The sequence below is a fragment of the Peptoniphilus sp. DNF00840 genome, assembly GCF_001553125.1.
Classification (GTDB): Bacteria; Bacillota; Clostridia; order Tissierellales; family Peptoniphilaceae; genus Peptoniphilus_A; species Peptoniphilus_A vaginalis.
In genome coordinates this window covers 16,248-32,960 of sequence record NZ_KQ960249.1, presented here as the reverse complement: position 1 = coordinate 32,960, position 16,713 = coordinate 16,248, and the positions used below count along the sequence as shown (strand labels likewise).

The 16,713-nt window shown below is 37.4% G+C and carries 17 protein-coding genes; 15 read left to right on the top strand and 2 right to left on the bottom strand.

Annotated features, from left to right (window positions below):
* Nucleotides 1-69 precede the first annotated feature (69 nt).
* The gene (locus HMPREF1864_RS07695) at nucleotides 70-1,647 is read right to left on the bottom strand and encodes an AbgT family transporter (RefSeq protein ID WP_062572207.1); all 1,578 of its coding nucleotides are present in this window, start codon (nucleotides 1,645-1,647) and stop codon (nucleotides 70-72) included.
* Nucleotides 1,648-1,895: 248 nt separating this feature from the next.
* Between HMPREF1864_RS07695 and sdaAB the strand changes: the two genes are divergently transcribed.
* From sdaAB to HMPREF1864_RS07650, 10 genes are all read left to right on the top strand, one after another.
* Entirely contained in the window at nucleotides 1,896-2,564 is a 669-nt protein-coding gene (gene sdaAB, locus HMPREF1864_RS07690) for an L-serine ammonia-lyase, iron-sulfur-dependent subunit beta (protein WP_062572206.1), read from the top strand.
* Complete coding sequence (sdaAA, locus tag HMPREF1864_RS07685; RefSeq protein ID WP_062572205.1) at nucleotides 2,565-3,446, top strand: L-serine ammonia-lyase, iron-sulfur-dependent, subunit alpha; 882 nt, start codon at nucleotides 2,565-2,567, stop codon at nucleotides 3,444-3,446. It abuts the gene before it with no gap.
* A 5-nt stretch (nucleotides 3,447-3,451) separates the two neighbouring features.
* Nucleotides 3,452-4,687 carry a dicarboxylate/amino acid:cation symporter gene (locus HMPREF1864_RS07680; RefSeq protein WP_062572204.1) on the top strand — a complete coding sequence of 412 codons (1,236 nt, stop codon included), beginning with the start codon at nucleotides 3,452-3,454 and terminating at the stop codon, nucleotides 4,685-4,687.
* Nucleotides 4,688-4,799: 112 nt separating this feature from the next.
* Nucleotides 4,800-5,534: an elongation factor P 5-aminopentanone reductase gene (ymfI, locus tag HMPREF1864_RS07675; RefSeq protein ID WP_062572203.1), complete on the top strand. Its 735-nt coding sequence runs from the start codon at nucleotides 4,800-4,802 to the stop codon at nucleotides 5,532-5,534.
* A gap of 79 nt (nucleotides 5,535-5,613) precedes the next feature.
* The gene (locus HMPREF1864_RS07670; RefSeq protein WP_062572202.1) at nucleotides 5,614-6,444 is read left to right on the top strand and encodes a bifunctional 5,10-methylenetetrahydrofolate dehydrogenase/5,10-methenyltetrahydrofolate cyclohydrolase; all 831 of its coding nucleotides are present in this window, start codon (nucleotides 5,614-5,616) and stop codon (nucleotides 6,442-6,444) included.
* 97 nt (nucleotides 6,445-6,541) lie between these two features.
* A complete protein-coding gene (locus HMPREF1864_RS07665; RefSeq protein WP_062572201.1) occupies nucleotides 6,542-7,435 on the top strand; it encodes an arginine deiminase-related protein in 894 nt (297 codons plus the stop codon).
* 1 nt (nucleotide 7,436) lies between these two features.
* Nucleotides 7,437-7,613 carry a hypothetical protein gene (locus tag HMPREF1864_RS08555; RefSeq protein ID WP_156435966.1) on the top strand — a complete coding sequence of 59 codons (177 nt, stop codon included), beginning with the start codon at nucleotides 7,437-7,439 and terminating at the stop codon, nucleotides 7,611-7,613.
* A 28-nt stretch (nucleotides 7,614-7,641) separates the two neighbouring features.
* On the top strand, nucleotides 7,642-7,845 hold the full coding sequence (locus HMPREF1864_RS08655) for a sortase family protein (RefSeq protein WP_062572200.1): 204 nt from the start codon (nucleotides 7,642-7,644) through the stop codon (nucleotides 7,843-7,845).
* Between the two features lie 301 nt (nucleotides 7,846-8,146).
* Nucleotides 8,147-8,776 (top strand): redox-sensing transcriptional repressor Rex, encoded by a 630-nt coding sequence (locus HMPREF1864_RS07655; RefSeq protein WP_062572199.1) that lies wholly within the window; start codon nucleotides 8,147-8,149, stop codon nucleotides 8,774-8,776.
* 47 nt (nucleotides 8,777-8,823) lie between these two features.
* Complete coding sequence (locus tag HMPREF1864_RS07650; protein WP_062572198.1) at nucleotides 8,824-9,699, top strand: DNA-3-methyladenine glycosylase family protein; 876 nt, start codon at nucleotides 8,824-8,826, stop codon at nucleotides 9,697-9,699.
* Nucleotides 9,700-9,821: 122 nt separating this feature from the next.
* Here HMPREF1864_RS07650 and HMPREF1864_RS07645 read toward each other — a convergent pair whose 3' ends face one another.
* Nucleotides 9,822-10,976, bottom strand: coding sequence for an aminotransferase class I/II-fold pyridoxal phosphate-dependent enzyme (locus tag HMPREF1864_RS07645; RefSeq protein ID WP_062572197.1), 1,155 nt, complete (start codon nucleotides 10,974-10,976; stop codon nucleotides 9,822-9,824).
* 142 nt (nucleotides 10,977-11,118) lie between these two features.
* Here HMPREF1864_RS07645 and murA point away from each other — a divergent pair, with 142 nt between their 5' ends.
* The 5 genes from murA (at nucleotide 11,119) to HMPREF1864_RS07620 (ending at nucleotide 16,712) form a co-directional block, all read left to right on the top strand.
* Complete coding sequence (gene murA / locus HMPREF1864_RS07640; RefSeq protein WP_062572196.1) at nucleotides 11,119-12,366, top strand: UDP-N-acetylglucosamine 1-carboxyvinyltransferase; 1,248 nt, start codon at nucleotides 11,119-11,121, stop codon at nucleotides 12,364-12,366.
* A gap of 15 nt (nucleotides 12,367-12,381) precedes the next feature.
* Nucleotides 12,382-13,908, top strand: a complete 1,527-nt coding sequence (locus tag HMPREF1864_RS07635; RefSeq protein WP_062572195.1) for an ABC transporter substrate-binding protein — start codon at nucleotides 12,382-12,384, stop codon at nucleotides 13,906-13,908.
* A gap of 66 nt (nucleotides 13,909-13,974) precedes the next feature.
* Nucleotides 13,975-14,904 (top strand): ABC transporter permease, encoded by a 930-nt coding sequence (locus HMPREF1864_RS07630; protein ID WP_062572194.1) that lies wholly within the window; start codon nucleotides 13,975-13,977, stop codon nucleotides 14,902-14,904.
* 7 nt (nucleotides 14,905-14,911) lie between these two features.
* Nucleotides 14,912-15,754: an ABC transporter permease gene (locus HMPREF1864_RS07625; RefSeq protein ID WP_062572193.1), complete on the top strand. Its 843-nt coding sequence runs from the start codon at nucleotides 14,912-14,914 to the stop codon at nucleotides 15,752-15,754.
* A 1-nt stretch (nucleotide 15,755) separates the two neighbouring features.
* On the top strand, nucleotides 15,756-16,712 hold the full coding sequence (locus tag HMPREF1864_RS07620) for an ABC transporter ATP-binding protein (RefSeq protein WP_062572192.1): 957 nt from the start codon (nucleotides 15,756-15,758) through the stop codon (nucleotides 16,710-16,712).
* The last annotated feature ends 1 nt before the right edge of the window (nucleotide 16,713 follow it).

The following is a 16,713-nucleotide window of genomic DNA, read 5'->3' as shown; positions in this document are numbered from 1 at the left end:
TTTGTTAGTCCAACTTTTGGGGGTCAGTTCATTTTCCACCGGGTTTATTTTTATTGAGAATATTTTATTTTAAATAAATAAGATTGAAACCATGTCTTGTACGTGAAGTGGTGCTTCAGGTCCAACTGGAAGACCAACTAGATACCAAATTATCATTAGGGCTGTCCATCCAACTAGGAAGAACATAGAGTATGGAAGCATCATTGATGTAAGAGTTCCAAGTCCAGATTCTTCGTCATACTTTTGCATGAATACAACGATCATTGCAAAGTAAGACATAAGTGGTGTGATGATGTTTGTTGAAGAGTCACCAATTCTATATGCAACTTGTGTAAGTGCAGGTGAAAGTCCAAGGTTGTACATCATTGGTACAAAGATTGGAGCCATAATTGCCCATTTTGCTGAAGCTGATCCCATGAATAGGTTAAGGAAGGCTGATAGCAAGATGAACATTATTAGAAGTGGTAGTCCCTTTAGTCCAATTGATTCTAAGAAGTCTGCTCCGTTTTTTGCAAGGATAAGACCAAGGTTTGTTTGGTTGAAGTATTTTACGAATTGTGCTGCAAAGAATGCAAGAACAAGGTATCCACCCATGCCCTTCATTGCCTTTGTCATTGCATCAACAAGGTCGTGTGAATTTTTAATAGTTCCAACAGTTTTACCATAAGCAATACCAGGAATCATAAATAATAGTAGCATTGCAGGGATAAGTCCGTGACCTAAGAAAAATTTAAGAGTTTTAATGTCTTTTCCATCTTCTAGGGCTCTAAATGGAGCATTTGTTGGGAACATTAAGAATGCCATAACTACAACAAAGATAATGAAAGCTATAAGAGCATTTCTAAGGCCCTTCTTTTCTACATCTGTTAGTGGACTTTCGTCAGCCTTATAAGATCCGTGATATTCTCCTAAGTTCTTTTCAACTATTCTATTAGTTACAAGAGTACCAATTATTGTGATTAAGAAAGTTGATACAAATAGGAAGTACCAGTTACAAGTAGCGGCAAGGGTCATATCAATACCACCAGCTTTTAATGCTTCGTTTGTGATATTTGTAAGTAGTGGGTCAGTTGTACCAAGCAGTAAGTTTGCAGAGAAACCACCACTAACTCCTGCAAAGGCAGCTGCTATACCAGCAAGTGGATGACGACCTGCGTTTGCGAAGATAAGTGCTCCTAGTGGAACTACTACAAGATAACCAGCATCAGATGCAATATTTGACATTACACCAGCGAAAACAACTGTAGCTGATAGAAGTGTAGGGTTTACATTAGATAGAAGTCTTTTTAAAGTTGCGTTAAAAAGTCCGCTGTTTTCAGCAACACCAACACCAAGCATAGCTACAAGTACTGTTCCTAAGGGAGCAAAACCTGTGAAGTTTTCTGTTGCAGAGTTAAAGATGTAAGCTAGACCTTCCCAGTTAAGTAGAGAAACAGCTTCCTTAGTAACTTCTTCTCCAGCCTTGGCATCGAAGTATGTTACACTTAGTCCTGCTTTTGCAGCAAAGTAAGATACGATGATTACGATTGCACTAAGTATAGCAAAAATCATTGCAGGGTGTGGTAATCCATTACCAATTCTTTCTACGCCTTTCAGAAATCCGCCAACGTCATTCTGGTCTTTAAATTTTTTGTTTTGTTCTTTCATAAATTCCTCCTCTGTAATGAAAATAATATCCTCATAATTAATACTATATTATCTATTATATACTTGCAAGCAATATTTGGCTTTATCGCAAAGTCTTATATTGCGTTAATAGATTGAAGTAAATGTTTAATTTTGTTAAAGTATAAATAATGAGAAATTGGATAATTATCCTGTCTGCAAGTGCAATTTCATTTCACAAATTCAATTTATTATGCTAAAATAAGGTCTAAGTAATAAGGAGGAGTCCAATGAAAGAGTATAGTTCATTTGAAATTCTTGGACCAATAATGGTTGGTCCATCATCATCACATACTGCAGGCGCTTGTAAAATCGCTGGATTGGCAGCCAAAATTTGTCCAGCTGATTACGAGAACGTTGAGTTTTATCTTCATGGTTCCTTTGCTTTTACATATAAGGGTCACGGAACAGACAGGGCACTTCTAGGTGGCATAATGGGTTTTAAAACCTATGACAGTTCTATAAGAGATGCTTATAAAATTGCAGATGAAAGGGGAATAAAGTATTCCTTCATACCAACTAATCTTGGTGAAAACTATCATCCAAACACAGTGAAGATTAAATTTAATTATAAAGACAGAGACAGTGAATATGTAATTGGATCCTCAATTGGTGGGGGAAATATGAAAATTGTTGACATCAATGGAATCGAAGTTGATTATGATGGCAAGTTCCCTACACTCTTATTCCAATATCCTGAACAAAAGGGAGTAATAGCAGATGTCTCGACTATACTTGCTGATGAGTCCTACAATATTGAATCTATAAATACAAGTAAGGACGAGCTTACAAATATAGTAACTCTTACAGTTGAACTTGATGAAAGTGCAAATAAGAGTGTACTAGATAAATTGTTAAATAATTCCAGATATATTACATCTAAATATGTGGAGGTTTAAATGTTAAATACAGCTAAAGAAGTTATTGAAGCATGTAAGAAGGATAATCTTCACATATATGATTTAGTTCTAAGTGGAGAAACTTCTGCTCTTAAAATGACTGAAGAAGAGATGAAGAATAAGATCAGGGAAATCTTGGAGGTTATGAAGAGATCTTCCCAAGAAACACTAGACAAATCCTATGAAACTGAATATAAAATGATAGACGGATTCGCAAAAAGAATGAACGACTATCAAAAAGAAAAAGACCCTTTAACTGGAAAGTTTCTAGTTAGGGCAATGGCTATGGCCTTTTCCACATCTGAGACCAATGCAAATATGGGAACTATAGCAGCAGCACCTACTGCTGGAAGTTCTGGTATTATGCCAGCAGCCTTAATGGCAGCTAAGGAAAAATATGGCTTGGATGATGAGGTTTTGATAAATGGACTATTGACATCAATAGGAATAGGGCAAATTATTGGTAAATATGCAACGTTCGCTGGTGCTGAAGGTGGATGTCAAGCAGAATGTGGGTCTGCCAGTGCAATGGCGGCTGCTGCATTAGTTGAAATGCTTGGCGGAAGTCCAGACGAAGCACTACACGCAGCCAGCATTACACTTATCAATGTAATGGGGCTAGCCTGTGACCCAATAGCAGGACTAGTAGAGTATCCATGTACCTTTAGGAACGCATCAGGAGTTATGAATTCTTTCATATCAGCTGATATGGCACTTGCAGGTATTAAATCAATTGTTCCCTTTGACGAAGTTTGTCAAGCAATGGGAGAAGTTGGTCACTTGCTACATGAATCTATTAGGGAGACTGGTCTTGGAGGACTTGCAGGTACAAAAACTGGCCAAGAAATTAGGGCTAAGTTTTTAAAAATTAAGGAGGATTAAAGAAAATGAAGGAAAAGAAAAAAATAGGTCTAATTCCTAGACTTATTCTTGCAATTGCACTGGGTATTCTTGTTGGACAATTTTTACCAGAAGTAGTAACTCAAGTAGCAATTACAATATCAGGATTATTTGGTAAATTTTTGAACTTTATAATTCCACTAATGATTGTTGCCTTTGTATCTAAGGGTATTGCAGACTTGTCAGAAGGTGCTGGAAAACTTTTAGGAGCAACAGTTGCATTAGCTTATGGTTCTACACTAATTGCAGGATCATTATCTTATACAATGGCAAGAAACATATTTCCAAGCTTTATTAAACCAGAGCTAGCAGAAGAAATTCAAAAAGCAACAGCACATGAAGTTGCACCATTATTTGAAATTCCACTTGGACCTTTCATTGACGTAACAGCAGCGCTTGTTCTTGCATTTATGATTGGACTTACAGTTTCTGCTCTTAGAGCTAAAGGATCTGGAGAAGTATTTTACAAGGCTATTAACGAATTTAACGAAATCATAAATCTAGTTTTATCAAAATTTGTAATTCCACTACTTCCATTCTTTATCTTTGGTAACTTCTGTAACCTATCATATTCAGGTTCAGTATTTGCAATTCTTGGAATATTCTGGAAGATCTTCATCTGCATCATCGCACTACACATAATTTATATAGTAGTACAATTTTCAGTTGCAAGTGCATACACAGGAAGAAATCCTTTCAAATGTTTAAAGGATGCACTTCCAGCTTACCTAACAGCAGCAGGTACACAATCATCTGCAGCAACTATTCCAGTTAACGTTGCTTGTAACAGAAAAATGGGCGTTACAGCTCAAATTAGAGAATTCTGTATCCCACTTTGTGCAACAGTTCACTTAGCAGGATCAATGATTACTCTTACATCTTGCGTATTCACATTACTAACAATGTTTGATATGCCACACTCTTTCCCGCTATTACTTAAGTTTATAGCAGTTCTTGGAGTTGCTATGGTTGCAGCACCAGGTGCGCCAGGTGGAGCAGTAATGAGTGCACTACCATTTTTACCAGTAGTAGGAATCGAATCATCAGGAACACTTGCTACAATTTTAATTTCACTTTACCTAACTCAAGACTCTTTTGGTACAGCTTGTAACGTAACAGGCGACAACGCTATTTCAATGGCAGTTGAAAAAATTTATTACAAACACATCGTAAAGAAACCTATCCCAGAAGAAGACTTCGAAGACGGTAGAATTAACCTATAATTTAAAAGCATATTTACCGGAGAAGGCTATGTCATTGACATAGCTTTTTTCTTTTGCAAAATTCTTATTATAAATTTGGTATAATGAAGGAAAGGTTGGTGGAAGACACAAGATGAAGACTGTACTTATAACTGGTGCCTCACGAGGAATTGGAAGAGATATTGCAAGAAGACTTGCAAGAGAAGACTATAGAATAATTATTAACTACAACAAGTCAGAAAAAGAAGCTAAAGAATTGGAAAAAGAAATTAGAGGCATGGGTAGAGATGCCCTTGCCCTTAGGGCAGACGTGAGAAAATTTTCTGAAGTTGAAGAAATGTTTAAGGAAGTTGAGAGAAGATTTAAGGGAGTTGACATCCTAATCAACAATGCAGGTATATCTTCCTACGCCCTCTTCCAAGATATTGACGAAGAAACTTGGGACGAGATTTTCGATGTCAACGTCAAGGGAGTTTACAATGCAATTCACGCAGCCCTTCCTTACATGCTAAAGAAACACGCAGGAAAAATTTTGAATATGACATCCATTTGGGGAATAGTTGGCGGTTCTATGGAGAGTCACTACTCAGCAACAAAGGGAGCAATCAATGCACTTACAAAGGCCCTTGCTCAAGAGCTTGGCTACTCAGGCATAACAGTTAACGCAGTTGCCCCAGGTGCAGTTGATACACCAATGACAAGAGAGATAGGGACAGACAACCTCTGCATTTTGTCAGAAGATATACCCATGGGTCGACTTGCAACTACAGAAGAGATTGCAGAACTTGTCGCCTTTATGGTTTCTGACAAGAACTCCTATATGACAGGACAAATAATTTCTCCCAACGGTGGAATGATTGTCTACTAAGTAAAAATTTGCTAGGCAATAAATTTTGATAAACAAATTTTAAAAATAAAAATAGAAGCTCTTACAAAGAGGAGGTAATATGACAAAGATTTTATACGCCAAGGACTATGTTGAAAAAAAGACTAGGGACCTGGTTGAGAAAGTTGAAGGCTTAAAGGACAAGCCAATAATTTCTATTATAAGAGTGGGCGAGGACTATGGATCACTTGCTTACTTGAAGGGAATAAAAAAGTCTGCAGAAAAACTTGGAGTTAGTGTTGATGTAAATGAATTTAAAGAAGATGTGAGTCAGGAAGAAATTTTAGACTGCTTAAAGGACTTAAACCAGGACAAAAAAGTTGGGGGCATACTTGTTTTTAGACCTCTCCCAGAGTCCATTGACGAAGATGTGATTTCTCTTGCCCTTGATCCAGAAAAGGACATTGACTGCATGAATCCAATTAACAGGGCTAAGGTTTATAGCGGTCACCTTGATGGCTTTATCCCCCTTGCATCAAAGGCAGCTCATGAGCTCTTAGGTTTTTATGGTTACGAATTAAAGGGCAAGGATGTGGTAGTTATTAACCACTCCAATGTTGTTGGCAAACCCCTTGCTATGATTTTGTTAAGTGAACTTGCAACTGTAACAGTTTGTCACGTGGGGACTAAGGACCTTAGGAAGCACACTAAGTCTGCCGATATAATTTTCACTGCCATGGGAAGGGCAGAGACTCTTGATGAAACATACTTCAAAGAAGACGCAGTTGTTATTGATATTGGGACTTCAAAGAACAAGGAAGGCAAGTATCGTGGCGACCTTGATGAAGAAGCTGTCATGGGAAAGATTGGAGCCTTCTCCCCAGTGCCTGGTGGAATAGGAAATATTACTAACCTCTTACTTCTTGAGAATGTAATAAACTATTACTTGTGAGAAAAAATTCATAAATGAAAAATTTATCCCTCCTTAGTGGAGGGCTTTTTATTGGAAATTTGTTATAATTGACTTAGTTGATGTAAAGGAGAGAGTTATGATAACAAACAAAGTGATCTTAGTTAGGCCTTATGCCTTTAATTTTAATACAGAGACAGCAGTGGATAATGTCTACCAAGTTAGCCCAGAGAAAACTTCTAAGGAAGTAATTCAAGAGAGGGCTTTAAAAGAATTTGATAGAGCTGTGGAAGCCTTGCGAGAAAAAAATATTCATGTTGATGTCATCGAAGACTTTGATGAGAGGACACCAGATTCAATTTTCCCCAACAATGTCTTTGTGACCTTCCCTGGTAAAATTTTCATTTGTGAAATGTACACAGACAATAGAAATGAAGAGTACGACAAAATCCTTCCACAACTTAAGAAGATTCTTGACTACGACAAGGCAAAAATAGTTGACTTCAGAAATAATGAAGGAAGAGTCCTTGAAGGCACTGGCGCTGTTGTAATCGACAGGTGGAATAAGATCTGCTACGGAAGTCTTTCAAAGCGTTGCGACAAGGGCGAATTTTTAAAATTCTGCAAGGTCTTTGACTTAAAACCTGTCTACTTCAAGTCCAAGGACAAGGGAACTTACATCTACCACACTAACGTCTTGATGATGGTGGGAGAAAAGTTTGCCATTATTGCAGATGACTTAATAGTAGAAAATAAAGAGGAAGTTCTAAAGTCCCTAAGGGAGTCAGGCAAGGAAATAATTTCTCTCAACCAAGAAGAGTTTGATAACTTTGCAGGAAATTCTATTGAACTAAAGGGCCATGACAAAAACATTCTTGTTATAGCTCAGTCAGCCTATGACAATCTTAGAAAAGAAAATATAGAAAAAATTGAAAAATACGATGAGATCCTTCCAATTGATGTTGAGACAATTTCAAAACATGGTGGGGGATCAATTAGATGCATGATAGCAGAAAACTTTTTTGAGTCATGATATGAAATTATTAAAATGTTTTGCATTTGTATATTTTGCAATCTCTTGGGCGAGAGGAATCCCTGGACAGTTTAAAATTTATAAAGAAGACAAGTCTTTGAAAAATTTATTCCTACTTTTAGGAAGGCTTATAATGGCTATAACTGCTATGATTGTGGCAGCAGCGATTTATCTTTAAAAGTTAAAAGAAACCGAAAGGGAGATAAATGAAGAAAAAAATAATAAATATAATAGAAATTCTTCTTGTGATAATCTTGCTAGTAAGTCTTTACAGGATTTACAACTACAACAAGGAGAGAAATCTTGTAAGTGGAGAGATGCCAGATAAGATAAATCATATTATAACTTTGCAAACTTGTTCGCCAGGAGATACAAGGCTTGTGGTTCAAGGAGTTTTAGTTGAAGATTAAAAGTCGCCTCAGGGCGATTTTTTTGTAGGAATTTTTATGGGTTAGTAGTTAAATACTAGCTCGTAACAAAGCATAAGTTCATAGAAAGATACGAGTTTATAGAAAAATAGGACTTAATAAAAAACTACAAGTTTATAAATAAGTACAAGTTCATAAAAAAGTATAAGCTGATAAAAAAATACGAAGTCATAGTAAAGGGTAAAGTCATAAAAAAATATAAAACAAAATAAAAAGATAGCTTTCCTTTAATTTACAAAACTTGTAAAGATTGTTATAATATAAACAATTAGGAGGTGTTAATTTGCCGAAGAATGCAAGAGCTATTTCCGAGACCGTAATAAGGAGAATGCCAGTTTATCATAGATACTTAAAAGAACTTATAGAAGATGGAGTTGAGAGAGTTTCTTCAAAGGAACTTAGTGGACTCACAGGTTTTTCTGCTTCGCAAATTAGACAGGACTTAAATAATTTTGGAGGCTTTGGTCAACAGGGATATGGTTACAATACTAAGGCCCTTAAAGAACAAATTGATAAAATTCTTGGAATAGACAAGTCTTACAAGAGTATAGTTATTGGTGCTGGTAGACTGGGACAGGCCATTGCGAGATACAATGGATTTAGGGATTCTGGTTTTAATGTGATTTCACTTTTTGACATCAAGGAAAACATAGGTGACATAAGTGGGATTAAGGTCCGCAAGATGGAGGACTTGGAAAAATACATAAGAGATGAAGGAGTAGATGTTGCAATCATCACTGTGCCTAGGGAAGTCTGCCAAGATGTGGCAAACAAAGTGATTGATGCAGGTGTAAGAGGAATTTGGAACTTCGCACCCTATGACTTAAAGGGACCTGAAGGCGTTGTAGTTGAAAACATAAGACTTAACGATTCCCTTCTAACCCTATCTTATTTTATGAAAGAAATTATCTGACCTATTATTTTATAATAGGTTTTTTATTTATAGGAGTTTTATTTTTAATGAAGATAAATTTTGATGAAGGTCTTTGTAAGATCACTGACCTAGAAGAGTTTGATCCCAGAGATATTTTCACTTGTGGGCAGGCCTTTAGGTGGTATGAAGAAGAGGACGGGTCCTTTACCTTTGTAACTCACGGCATAGTTGCCAACGCAAAAAAAGTTGGAGATGAAATAATTTTAAAGGGAGTAGATGAAAAGTCCTTTGAAGAAATTTTTTATGACTACTTTGACCTTTCTCGTGACTACAAGGTCGTAATGGAAGAGCTTGCCCAAGACGAGGTTATGAAAGATGCCACAGACTATGGCAGAGGGATAAGGATATTAAACCAAGACAAGTTTGAGACAATTATCTCCTTTATAATTTCTGCCAACAACCAAATCCCTAGGATCCAAAAGGCAATTGAAAAAATTTCCGAGATGTACGGGGACTATCTTGGAGAAGATAAAAATAGAAAATACTATGCCTTCCCAAGTCCAGAGCAACTTTCTCTTGCCAAGCCAGAGGACCTTCGTGAGTTCGCAAGAGTTGGCTTTCGTGACAAGAGGATAGTCGAGGCCTCAAAGCTAATTGCATCAGGTCAAGTTGACATAGAAAAAATTTCTGAAATGGACCTAGAAGATGCTAGAAAGGAACTTCAAAGTCTTCCAGGAGTGGGACCAAAGGTTGCCGACTGCATCCTCCTCTTTGCCTTTGATAGGAAGGAGTCCTTCCCAGTTGACGTTTGGATAAAGAGGGTTATGGAAGAATTATATTTAAAAGAAGTTACACCAAAGTCCAAGATAGCAAGTCGTGGCAGGGAAGTCTTTGGTAAGAACGCAGGCTTCGCCAACCAATACCTCTTTTATTATGGAAGAGAAAATAAGTTGGGCAAATAATTTTATAAACTTATAAGAAATTAAGAAAGACTGAGCTTTTTATGACTCAGTCTTTCTTTGCGTGAATACTAATTTATGATTTTTAATTTTTAAAAAATTTTTAATTTGTTTTCAAAAGAAAATCACTTTTGAAAAATTTCTAACTTTTCTATCCTATCAAGGGCTTCGTTAATCTTGTCCTTGTTAACTGTTACGGCAATTCTTATGAATCCGTCGCCAGCTGAACCAAAGGCCTTGCCATCAATTAGGTTTACGTGAGCCTTTTCCAAAATTTCTTTTACAACTTCATCGGTTGTCATGCCTGGGACAGAAATTTTTGGGAAGATGTAAAAAGTTCCCTTAGGTCTCATTACTTCTACGTGCTTTAATTTTTTTAATCTGTCGTAGGCAAGGTACATTCTCTCCTTGTACTCTTCTGCAAGGGGCGGACAGATCCTCTTCCTTTGATTTATTCCAACAACGCCTGCGTACTGACAAAGTGTTGGCACAGAATAAACTGTGTTTGTGTGAATTGATGTCATGGACTTGATAAGGTCCTTGTGGGCAACGATAGCGCCAAGCCTCCAACCAGTCATTACATAGTCCTTGGACATAGAGGAGATAGAGATCACTCTCTCAAAGTTCTTGTCCCACTTTATCATTGGAGTGAAGGCAGATTCGTAGGAGTAAATTGTGTAGATGTCGTCACAAATAACTAAGATGTCGTGCTTAACTGCAAGATCATAGATTGCCTTTAGGGTCTCGTCACTATAGACTGCTCCCGTTGGATTGTTGGGAGTGTTTATGATAATTGCCTTAGTTTTTTTATTTATTAACTTTTCAAGTTCTTCTGGAATTATGTCAAAATCATTTTCGAATTTTGTATCGTAGAAGACAGTCTTTCCTCCAGCCATGTCGATTTGGTCTGGGTAGACGCTGAAGTAGGGTGAAGGAACTATTACTTCGTCGCCTTCTTCTAAGAGGGCTTGAAGGATTAAAAACATTCCTTCAGTCCCTGACATTGTAATCACAACTTCATCAGGGTCGCAAAAAACTCCAAAGTCTTCTTTATAAAAATTTGCTACAGCTTCTCTTAGACCTATGTAGCCTTGTGGATCTTCGTAGTGAGTGTGACCTGCAATTTGTGAATCGTAGGCTTCCTTTATTATTACTTCGTCAGTCATAAGGTCGGGGTCACCAACACCAAAGTTGATAAAGTCTGGATAGATGCTTGAGTAGTCTACAGCATAAATAGATTCTTCTACATTTCTATATTTTTCACGGATGAATTTCTTCATGAGAACCTCCTTTTAATTTCTAACAATTTATTCTAACACAAAGGGGTATTTTATTAATAGTATTCTTTTAATTCCTTAATTTAATAGAATCTCTATGATATAATTAACATAATATAAATAAAATTTTATAGGAGGAATCCTTTTGGATAAAATATTAGTAAAATCAAAGGGCCCACTAAAGGGTAATGTTAGAATTTCAGGTGCAAAAAACGCAGCTCTTCCAATTTTAGCTGCAACAATTCTTGGGACAGAAGAAATTGTTTTAGAGGACGTGCCTGAGCTAAAGGATGTTGAAATCATTACAGAAGTTCTTAGAGGGCTTGGACTTAAAATAGAAAAAGATGGCAACAAACTTGTAATTGATCCAAGTGGTCTTAACTCTTACGAAACTGACTACGAACTTATGAGCAAGATGAGAGCATCCTTCCTTGTTATGGGACCGCTTCTTGCTAAGCTAAACAAGGCCTACAACTCCCTACCTGGTGGCTGCAACATTGGATCAAGACCAATTGACCTCCACTTAAAGGGTTTTAAGGCCTTAGGTGCAAAGATAGAAATGACTCACGGAGAAATTAAGGCTGAGTGCGATAAACTTGTGGGCACAAGAATCTATCTTGACTTCCCATCAGTCGGGGCAACAGAAAATATTATGACAGCTGCAGTCCTTGCTGAAGGCGAAACTATTATGGAAAACTGTGCCATGGAACCAGAAATTGTTGACCTTGCAAACTTCCTTAACAAAATGGGTGCCAAGGTTATGGGCGCAGGAACTTCTACAATAAAAATCAAGGGCGTAGAAAAGTTAAGAGGATGTAGTCACCAAATTATACCAGACAGGATTGAAGCAGGAACCTTTATGGTGGCTGCAGCAATTACTGGTGGAGACATCACTATTGAAAATATAATAACATCTCACCTAAAGCCAGTTATAGCAAAGTTAGAAGAAACTGGTGCCAAGGTAATAGAAAATGGAGACACTGTTAGGGTTGTTGGGACAGATGATATTAAACCAATCGAAATAAAAACCCTACCTCATCCAGGTTTCCCAACAGACTTGCAGGCACAATTTATGGCCCTTCTAACTCAAGCTGAAGGACAATCTTCCGTTATAGAAACAGTTTTCGAAAATCGCTTCATGCACGCAGAAGAACTTAAGAAGATGGGTGCAAAAATCAAAGTAGTAGATAGAGAAGCTATACTATTGGGTAAGAACAAACTATACGGATCCAAGGTTGCTGCAACAGACTTAAGAGCAGGAGCTGCCCTTATACTTGCAGGATTAGTTTCTGAAGGCGAAACTGAAATTTCTGAAATTCACCACATAGACAGGGGTTATGAAAAAATCGAAGAAAAATTTAGAAATCTTGGAGCAGATATAAAAAGAGTCTAAGAAAGGAAGATGATAATGAGGAAGAGAATAATTATTGGGATGCTTTTAGTGCTTTCACTATTTTTGACGGCTTGCTCCTCTAAGGACAAGAAGAAAGAAGAAGGAAAGATATTAAAAGTTGCAGTTTCTGAAGACACTACTACACTTGAACCTAATGCGTTAAACGATGACTACGCAGAAAATATTTTAATTCAAGTTTACGATACTTTGGTAAAGAGAAACGCTAAGGGTGAACTCGTTAACTCACTTGCAGAATCAATTGAAAACCCAGATCCACAAACTTTTAAGATTAAATTAAGAGATGGAGTTAAGTTTTCTGATGGAAGCCCACTTACTGCTGATGATGTAATTTTTACACTTCAAAGAGCAGCAGCAAGTGAAAAGTTCAAATCTTTTTATGGCAAGATAGATCCAAATTCCTACCAAAAGGAAGATGATTTAACCTTCTCCTTTAAGTTAAGTGAACCAGATGCTGCCTTTTTAAACTCACTTTCACACCCAGCTGTATCCATTGTGTCTAAGGCCTATGTAGAAGGTGGAGCAGACCTTGCTACTGCACCAATGGGAACTGGACCTTTCGTATTAGACGAATGGGTTCAAAATGACCATGCAAACTTTTCAGTTAATGAAAATTACTGGGGAGACAAGCCAAGTATTGCTGGCATCGAAATGAGGGTAATACCAGAAGCCTCACAAAGAATTATTGAACTTGAATCAGGTGGAGTTGACCTTGCATATAAAATCGACCCAGCAGAAATTCCTAACATAGAAGAAAATAAAGACTTAAAACTTTACAGAAAATTAGATAACTCAGTTCACTTCATTGGCTTTAACATGGCAAAGCCTCCTTTTGACAAGAAGGAAGCAAGAGAAGCTATGGTAAATGCCATTGATATGAATTCAATTTTTGAAACTGTTTATATGAATAGTGGGAAGCTTGCAACAAGTCCAGTTAACCCTAACTTCAAATATTCTATAGCAGATTCTCTTGAAGCAAACAAGGTTAACAAGGAAAGGGCAAAGGAACTTTTTGCTGCTGCCGGAGTAGGTGAAGGCACAAATATTTCCATCTACACATCTGACAACACTCAAAGAGTTAATGTTGCAACTATGATGCAAGCCCAATTAAAGGAATATGGAATTGGTCTTAACATAGAAAGACTTGAGTGGGGAGCTTTTATGGATGCCCTAAAGAGAAAAGAGCACAATATGTTTATCATGAGCTGGAACCCATCAATTGTGGATGCCCACTATGAACTTTTCCAACCCTTCCATTCATCAAACAAGGGTGAGGGACCAAACTTTATGTACTTTGGAAATGAAGAACTTGATAATTTAATAAAAGAAGGTCTTTCAACAGTTGATGATGCAAAGAGAGCAGAAATTTACAAGAAGGCTCAAGAGCTTATAAACCAAGAATATCCATGGCTATACATTTGTTATGGCGAAACACTTGTGGCAGCTAACAGTAAAGTAGAAGGACTTGAACTACTTCCAAAATATCCACAAGAACTTAAAGATGTAACTTTATTAGAAAAATAATTTTTTGAAATTCACCAAGTTCTTATTTGGTGAATTTCGTCTTTTCTAGGAAAGAAAGGATTAGATATGACAAAATATATTTTAAAGAGACTCTTAATTTTAATACCTACTCTCTTAGGAGTAAGTTTTATTGTCTTCTTGCTCCTCTACCTTTCGCCAGGTGATGCTGCCCTTGCTGCAGCTGGACCCAATGCACCTAAGGAAACAGTAGAGGCAATAAGAGAGAGCCTGGGACTAAAGGAACCCTTCCTGGTTCAATATGGAAATTATTTAAAGGGCTTGGTCCTCCACTTTAACTTGGGAATAAGTTATCAATCGGGAAGGTCTGTCACAGAAGCTCTTTTAAGAGTCTTTCCAACAACAATTAAGCTTGCAGGTGGCGCCCTTATAATTGCAATTGTAATGGGGATATCCTTTGGGGTTCTTGCAGCCATAAAGAAAAACACCTTTATAGATTCTATAATCACAGCCTTTGGAATGGTGGGTCTTGCCATGCCAATCTTTTGGTCAGGTCTTCTACTTATAATAATTTTTTCTACTAAGTTAAAGATCTTGCCTGCTTCAGGATTTTCATCTATTAAGCAGATGATTCTTCCATGGTTTGCCTTGGGCTTCCAATCCTCTGCAGTTATTATGAGGATGACAAGGTCGGCAATGTTAGATGTCTTGGACAAGGACTACATTAGGACAGCTTATGCCAAGGGACTTTCAAAGTCCAAAATTATTTTTGTTCACGCCTTAAAGAATGCAATGATTCCAGTTATAACTACTATTGGACTCCAAGCTGGTGGACTTCTTGGTGGAAGTATTTTGACAGAGACAATTTTTTCTATTCCTGGCATTGGCAGACTAATGGTTGACTCCATAAAGACTCGTGACTACCCGATAATCCTCGGAGCTATTATGCTAATAGCCATAGTTTATTCAGTGATTTCCATTGTGGTTGACATCCTCTATGGATTTATAAATCCTAGAATTAAGTCAGAGTACAAGTAGGTGGACTATGTTAAAGAGATTTAAAACATTTTTTAAATATTATAGCAGGAACAAGCTTGCAGTCTTTGCCCTTGGAATTTTAATTTTAATAATTCTTGCGGCAATTTTTGCTGACCTCATAGCGCCCTACGACTACACAGAGCAGTTTCCAAAAGATAACTTCTTAAGACCAAGCTCAGACCACTTAATGGGGACAGACAACTTTGGTCGTGATATATTTTCAAGAGTCCTAAAGGGAGGACAGATTTCTCTTAGGGTTGGATTTTCTTCTGTAATTATATCTACCTTTATTGGAGTAATAATTGGTGCCTTCGCAGGTTATTATGAAGGTGTCTTTGATGCCATAATAATGAGGGTCATGGACACAATCTTATCTATCCCACAACTTGTTCTTGCAATTGCACTTGCAGCAGCTCTTGGTGGTGGAATGAAAAATTTAATTTTAGCAGTTTCCCTTTCATCAATACCATCTTATGCAAGGATTGTCAGGAGTCAGGTTATGGCTGTGAAGAACTTAGAATATATTGAATCAGCAAGACTTGCTGGAGTCAAAACCTTTAAACTAATTTTTGCAGAAATTCTACCAAATTGTTTTGCGCCAATAATTGTTCAAGCAACAATTGGAGTGGGAACTGCAATCCTATCAGCAGCTTCACTTTCCTTTATTGGGATGGGAATTATGCCACCAGAAGCAGAGTGGGGTCAAATGCTTTCTGAGGGAAGGGCATATATAAGGAACTATCCTCACATCACTCTCTTCCCAGGACTTGCCATTGCCCTAACTATTTTAGTTTTAAATATTGTAGGCGATGCCCTAAGAGATGCCTTTGATCCAAAGTTCAGGAGGTAGTATGTTATTAGAAATAAAAGACCTTGAAGTTTTTTTCAAAAGCTCCCAAGGTATTGTCAAAGCAGTAAACAAGGTCAATATAAATACTCGTGACGGCAAGACAACTGCCATAGTAGGAGAGAGTGGTTCAGGTAAGTCTGTAACTTCTCTTGCTATTATGGGTCTTCTTGACAAGTCATCTCTTGAAAAAATTTCTGGAGCAATAAATTTTGAAGGCAAGAACTTACTTAAGTCTTCTCCTGAAGAACTTAGACATATTAGGGGGAATGAAATTTCAATGATCTTTCAAGAGCCTATGACTTCACTTAACCCAGCATTAAAGGTTGGCTACCAAATGTCAGAAGTCTTTAGGACTCACTTTGATATGGATAAGAAGACTGCAAAAGAAAAATCCATAGAGATGATAAAAAAAGTTGAAATCCCAAGAGCAGAAGAAGTTTACAACTCATATCCCCACGAGCTTTCTGGTGGTATGAGGCAGAGGATTATGATTGCAATGGCATTGTCATCTTCTCCCAAACTCTTAATAGCTGACGAACCAACAACGGCTCTTGACGTTACTATCCAAAAGGAAGTCCTAGAACTCATGAAGAAATTAAAGGAAGATATGAAGGCCTCCATTATTTTTATAAGTCACGACTTGGGAGTTGTCTCTGATATCGCAGACTATGTCAACGTAATGTATGCAGGTAAGGTTGTGGAAAGGGCCAAGGCTGAAGATATTTTCAAAAGGCCTCTTCATCCCTACACAAGGGGACTTATTAAGGCCATACCAAGTGCCCACAAGAAGAGGAATGAGCTTTACACAATAAGGGGATCAGTTCCCAATCCAATAGGTCTTCCTGACTGCTGCAACTTTTGCGACAGGTGCGACGAGAAAATGAAAATTTGTGAAGAGAAGGCTCCTGAAGAAGTTGATGTTGATGGACAAAAGGTAAGCTGTTTCTTGTACAGGTGAT

What these genes read in the sequence shown, in the direction of transcription:
- HMPREF1864_RS07695 (WP_062572207.1), bottom strand. Translation starts at nt 1,647, where the DNA reads ATGAAAGAACAAAACAAAAAATTTAAAGACCAGAATGACGTTGGCGGA.
- sdaAB (WP_062572206.1), top strand. Translation starts at nt 1,896, where the DNA reads ATGAAAGAGTATAGTTCATTTGAAATTCTTGGACCAATAATGGTTGGT.
- sdaAA (WP_062572205.1), top strand. Translation starts at nt 2,565, where the DNA reads ATGTTAAATACAGCTAAAGAAGTTATTGAAGCATGTAAGAAGGATAAT.
- HMPREF1864_RS07680 (WP_062572204.1), top strand. Translation starts at nt 3,452, where the DNA reads ATGAAGGAAAAGAAAAAAATAGGTCTAATTCCTAGACTTATTCTTGCA.
- ymfI (WP_062572203.1), top strand. Translation starts at nt 4,800, where the DNA reads ATGAAGACTGTACTTATAACTGGTGCCTCACGAGGAATTGGAAGAGAT.
- HMPREF1864_RS07670 (WP_062572202.1), top strand. Translation starts at nt 5,614, where the DNA reads ATGACAAAGATTTTATACGCCAAGGACTATGTTGAAAAAAAGACTAGG.
- HMPREF1864_RS07665 (WP_062572201.1), top strand. Translation starts at nt 6,542, where the DNA reads ATGATAACAAACAAAGTGATCTTAGTTAGGCCTTATGCCTTTAATTTT.
- HMPREF1864_RS08555 (WP_156435966.1), top strand. Translation starts at nt 7,437, where the DNA reads ATGAAATTATTAAAATGTTTTGCATTTGTATATTTTGCAATCTCTTGG.
- HMPREF1864_RS08655 (WP_062572200.1), top strand. Translation starts at nt 7,642, where the DNA reads ATGAAGAAAAAAATAATAAATATAATAGAAATTCTTCTTGTGATAATC.
- HMPREF1864_RS07650 (WP_062572198.1), top strand. Translation starts at nt 8,824, where the DNA reads ATGAAGATAAATTTTGATGAAGGTCTTTGTAAGATCACTGACCTAGAA.
- HMPREF1864_RS07645 (WP_062572197.1), bottom strand. Translation starts at nt 10,976, where the DNA reads ATGAAGAAATTCATCCGTGAAAAATATAGAAATGTAGAAGAATCTATT.
- HMPREF1864_RS07635 (WP_062572195.1), top strand. Translation starts at nt 12,382, where the DNA reads ATGAGGAAGAGAATAATTATTGGGATGCTTTTAGTGCTTTCACTATTT.
- HMPREF1864_RS07630 (WP_062572194.1), top strand. Translation starts at nt 13,975, where the DNA reads ATGACAAAATATATTTTAAAGAGACTCTTAATTTTAATACCTACTCTC.
- HMPREF1864_RS07625 (WP_062572193.1), top strand. Translation starts at nt 14,912, where the DNA reads ATGTTAAAGAGATTTAAAACATTTTTTAAATATTATAGCAGGAACAAG.
- HMPREF1864_RS07620 (WP_062572192.1), top strand. Translation starts at nt 15,756, where the DNA reads ATGTTATTAGAAATAAAAGACCTTGAAGTTTTTTTCAAAAGCTCCCAA.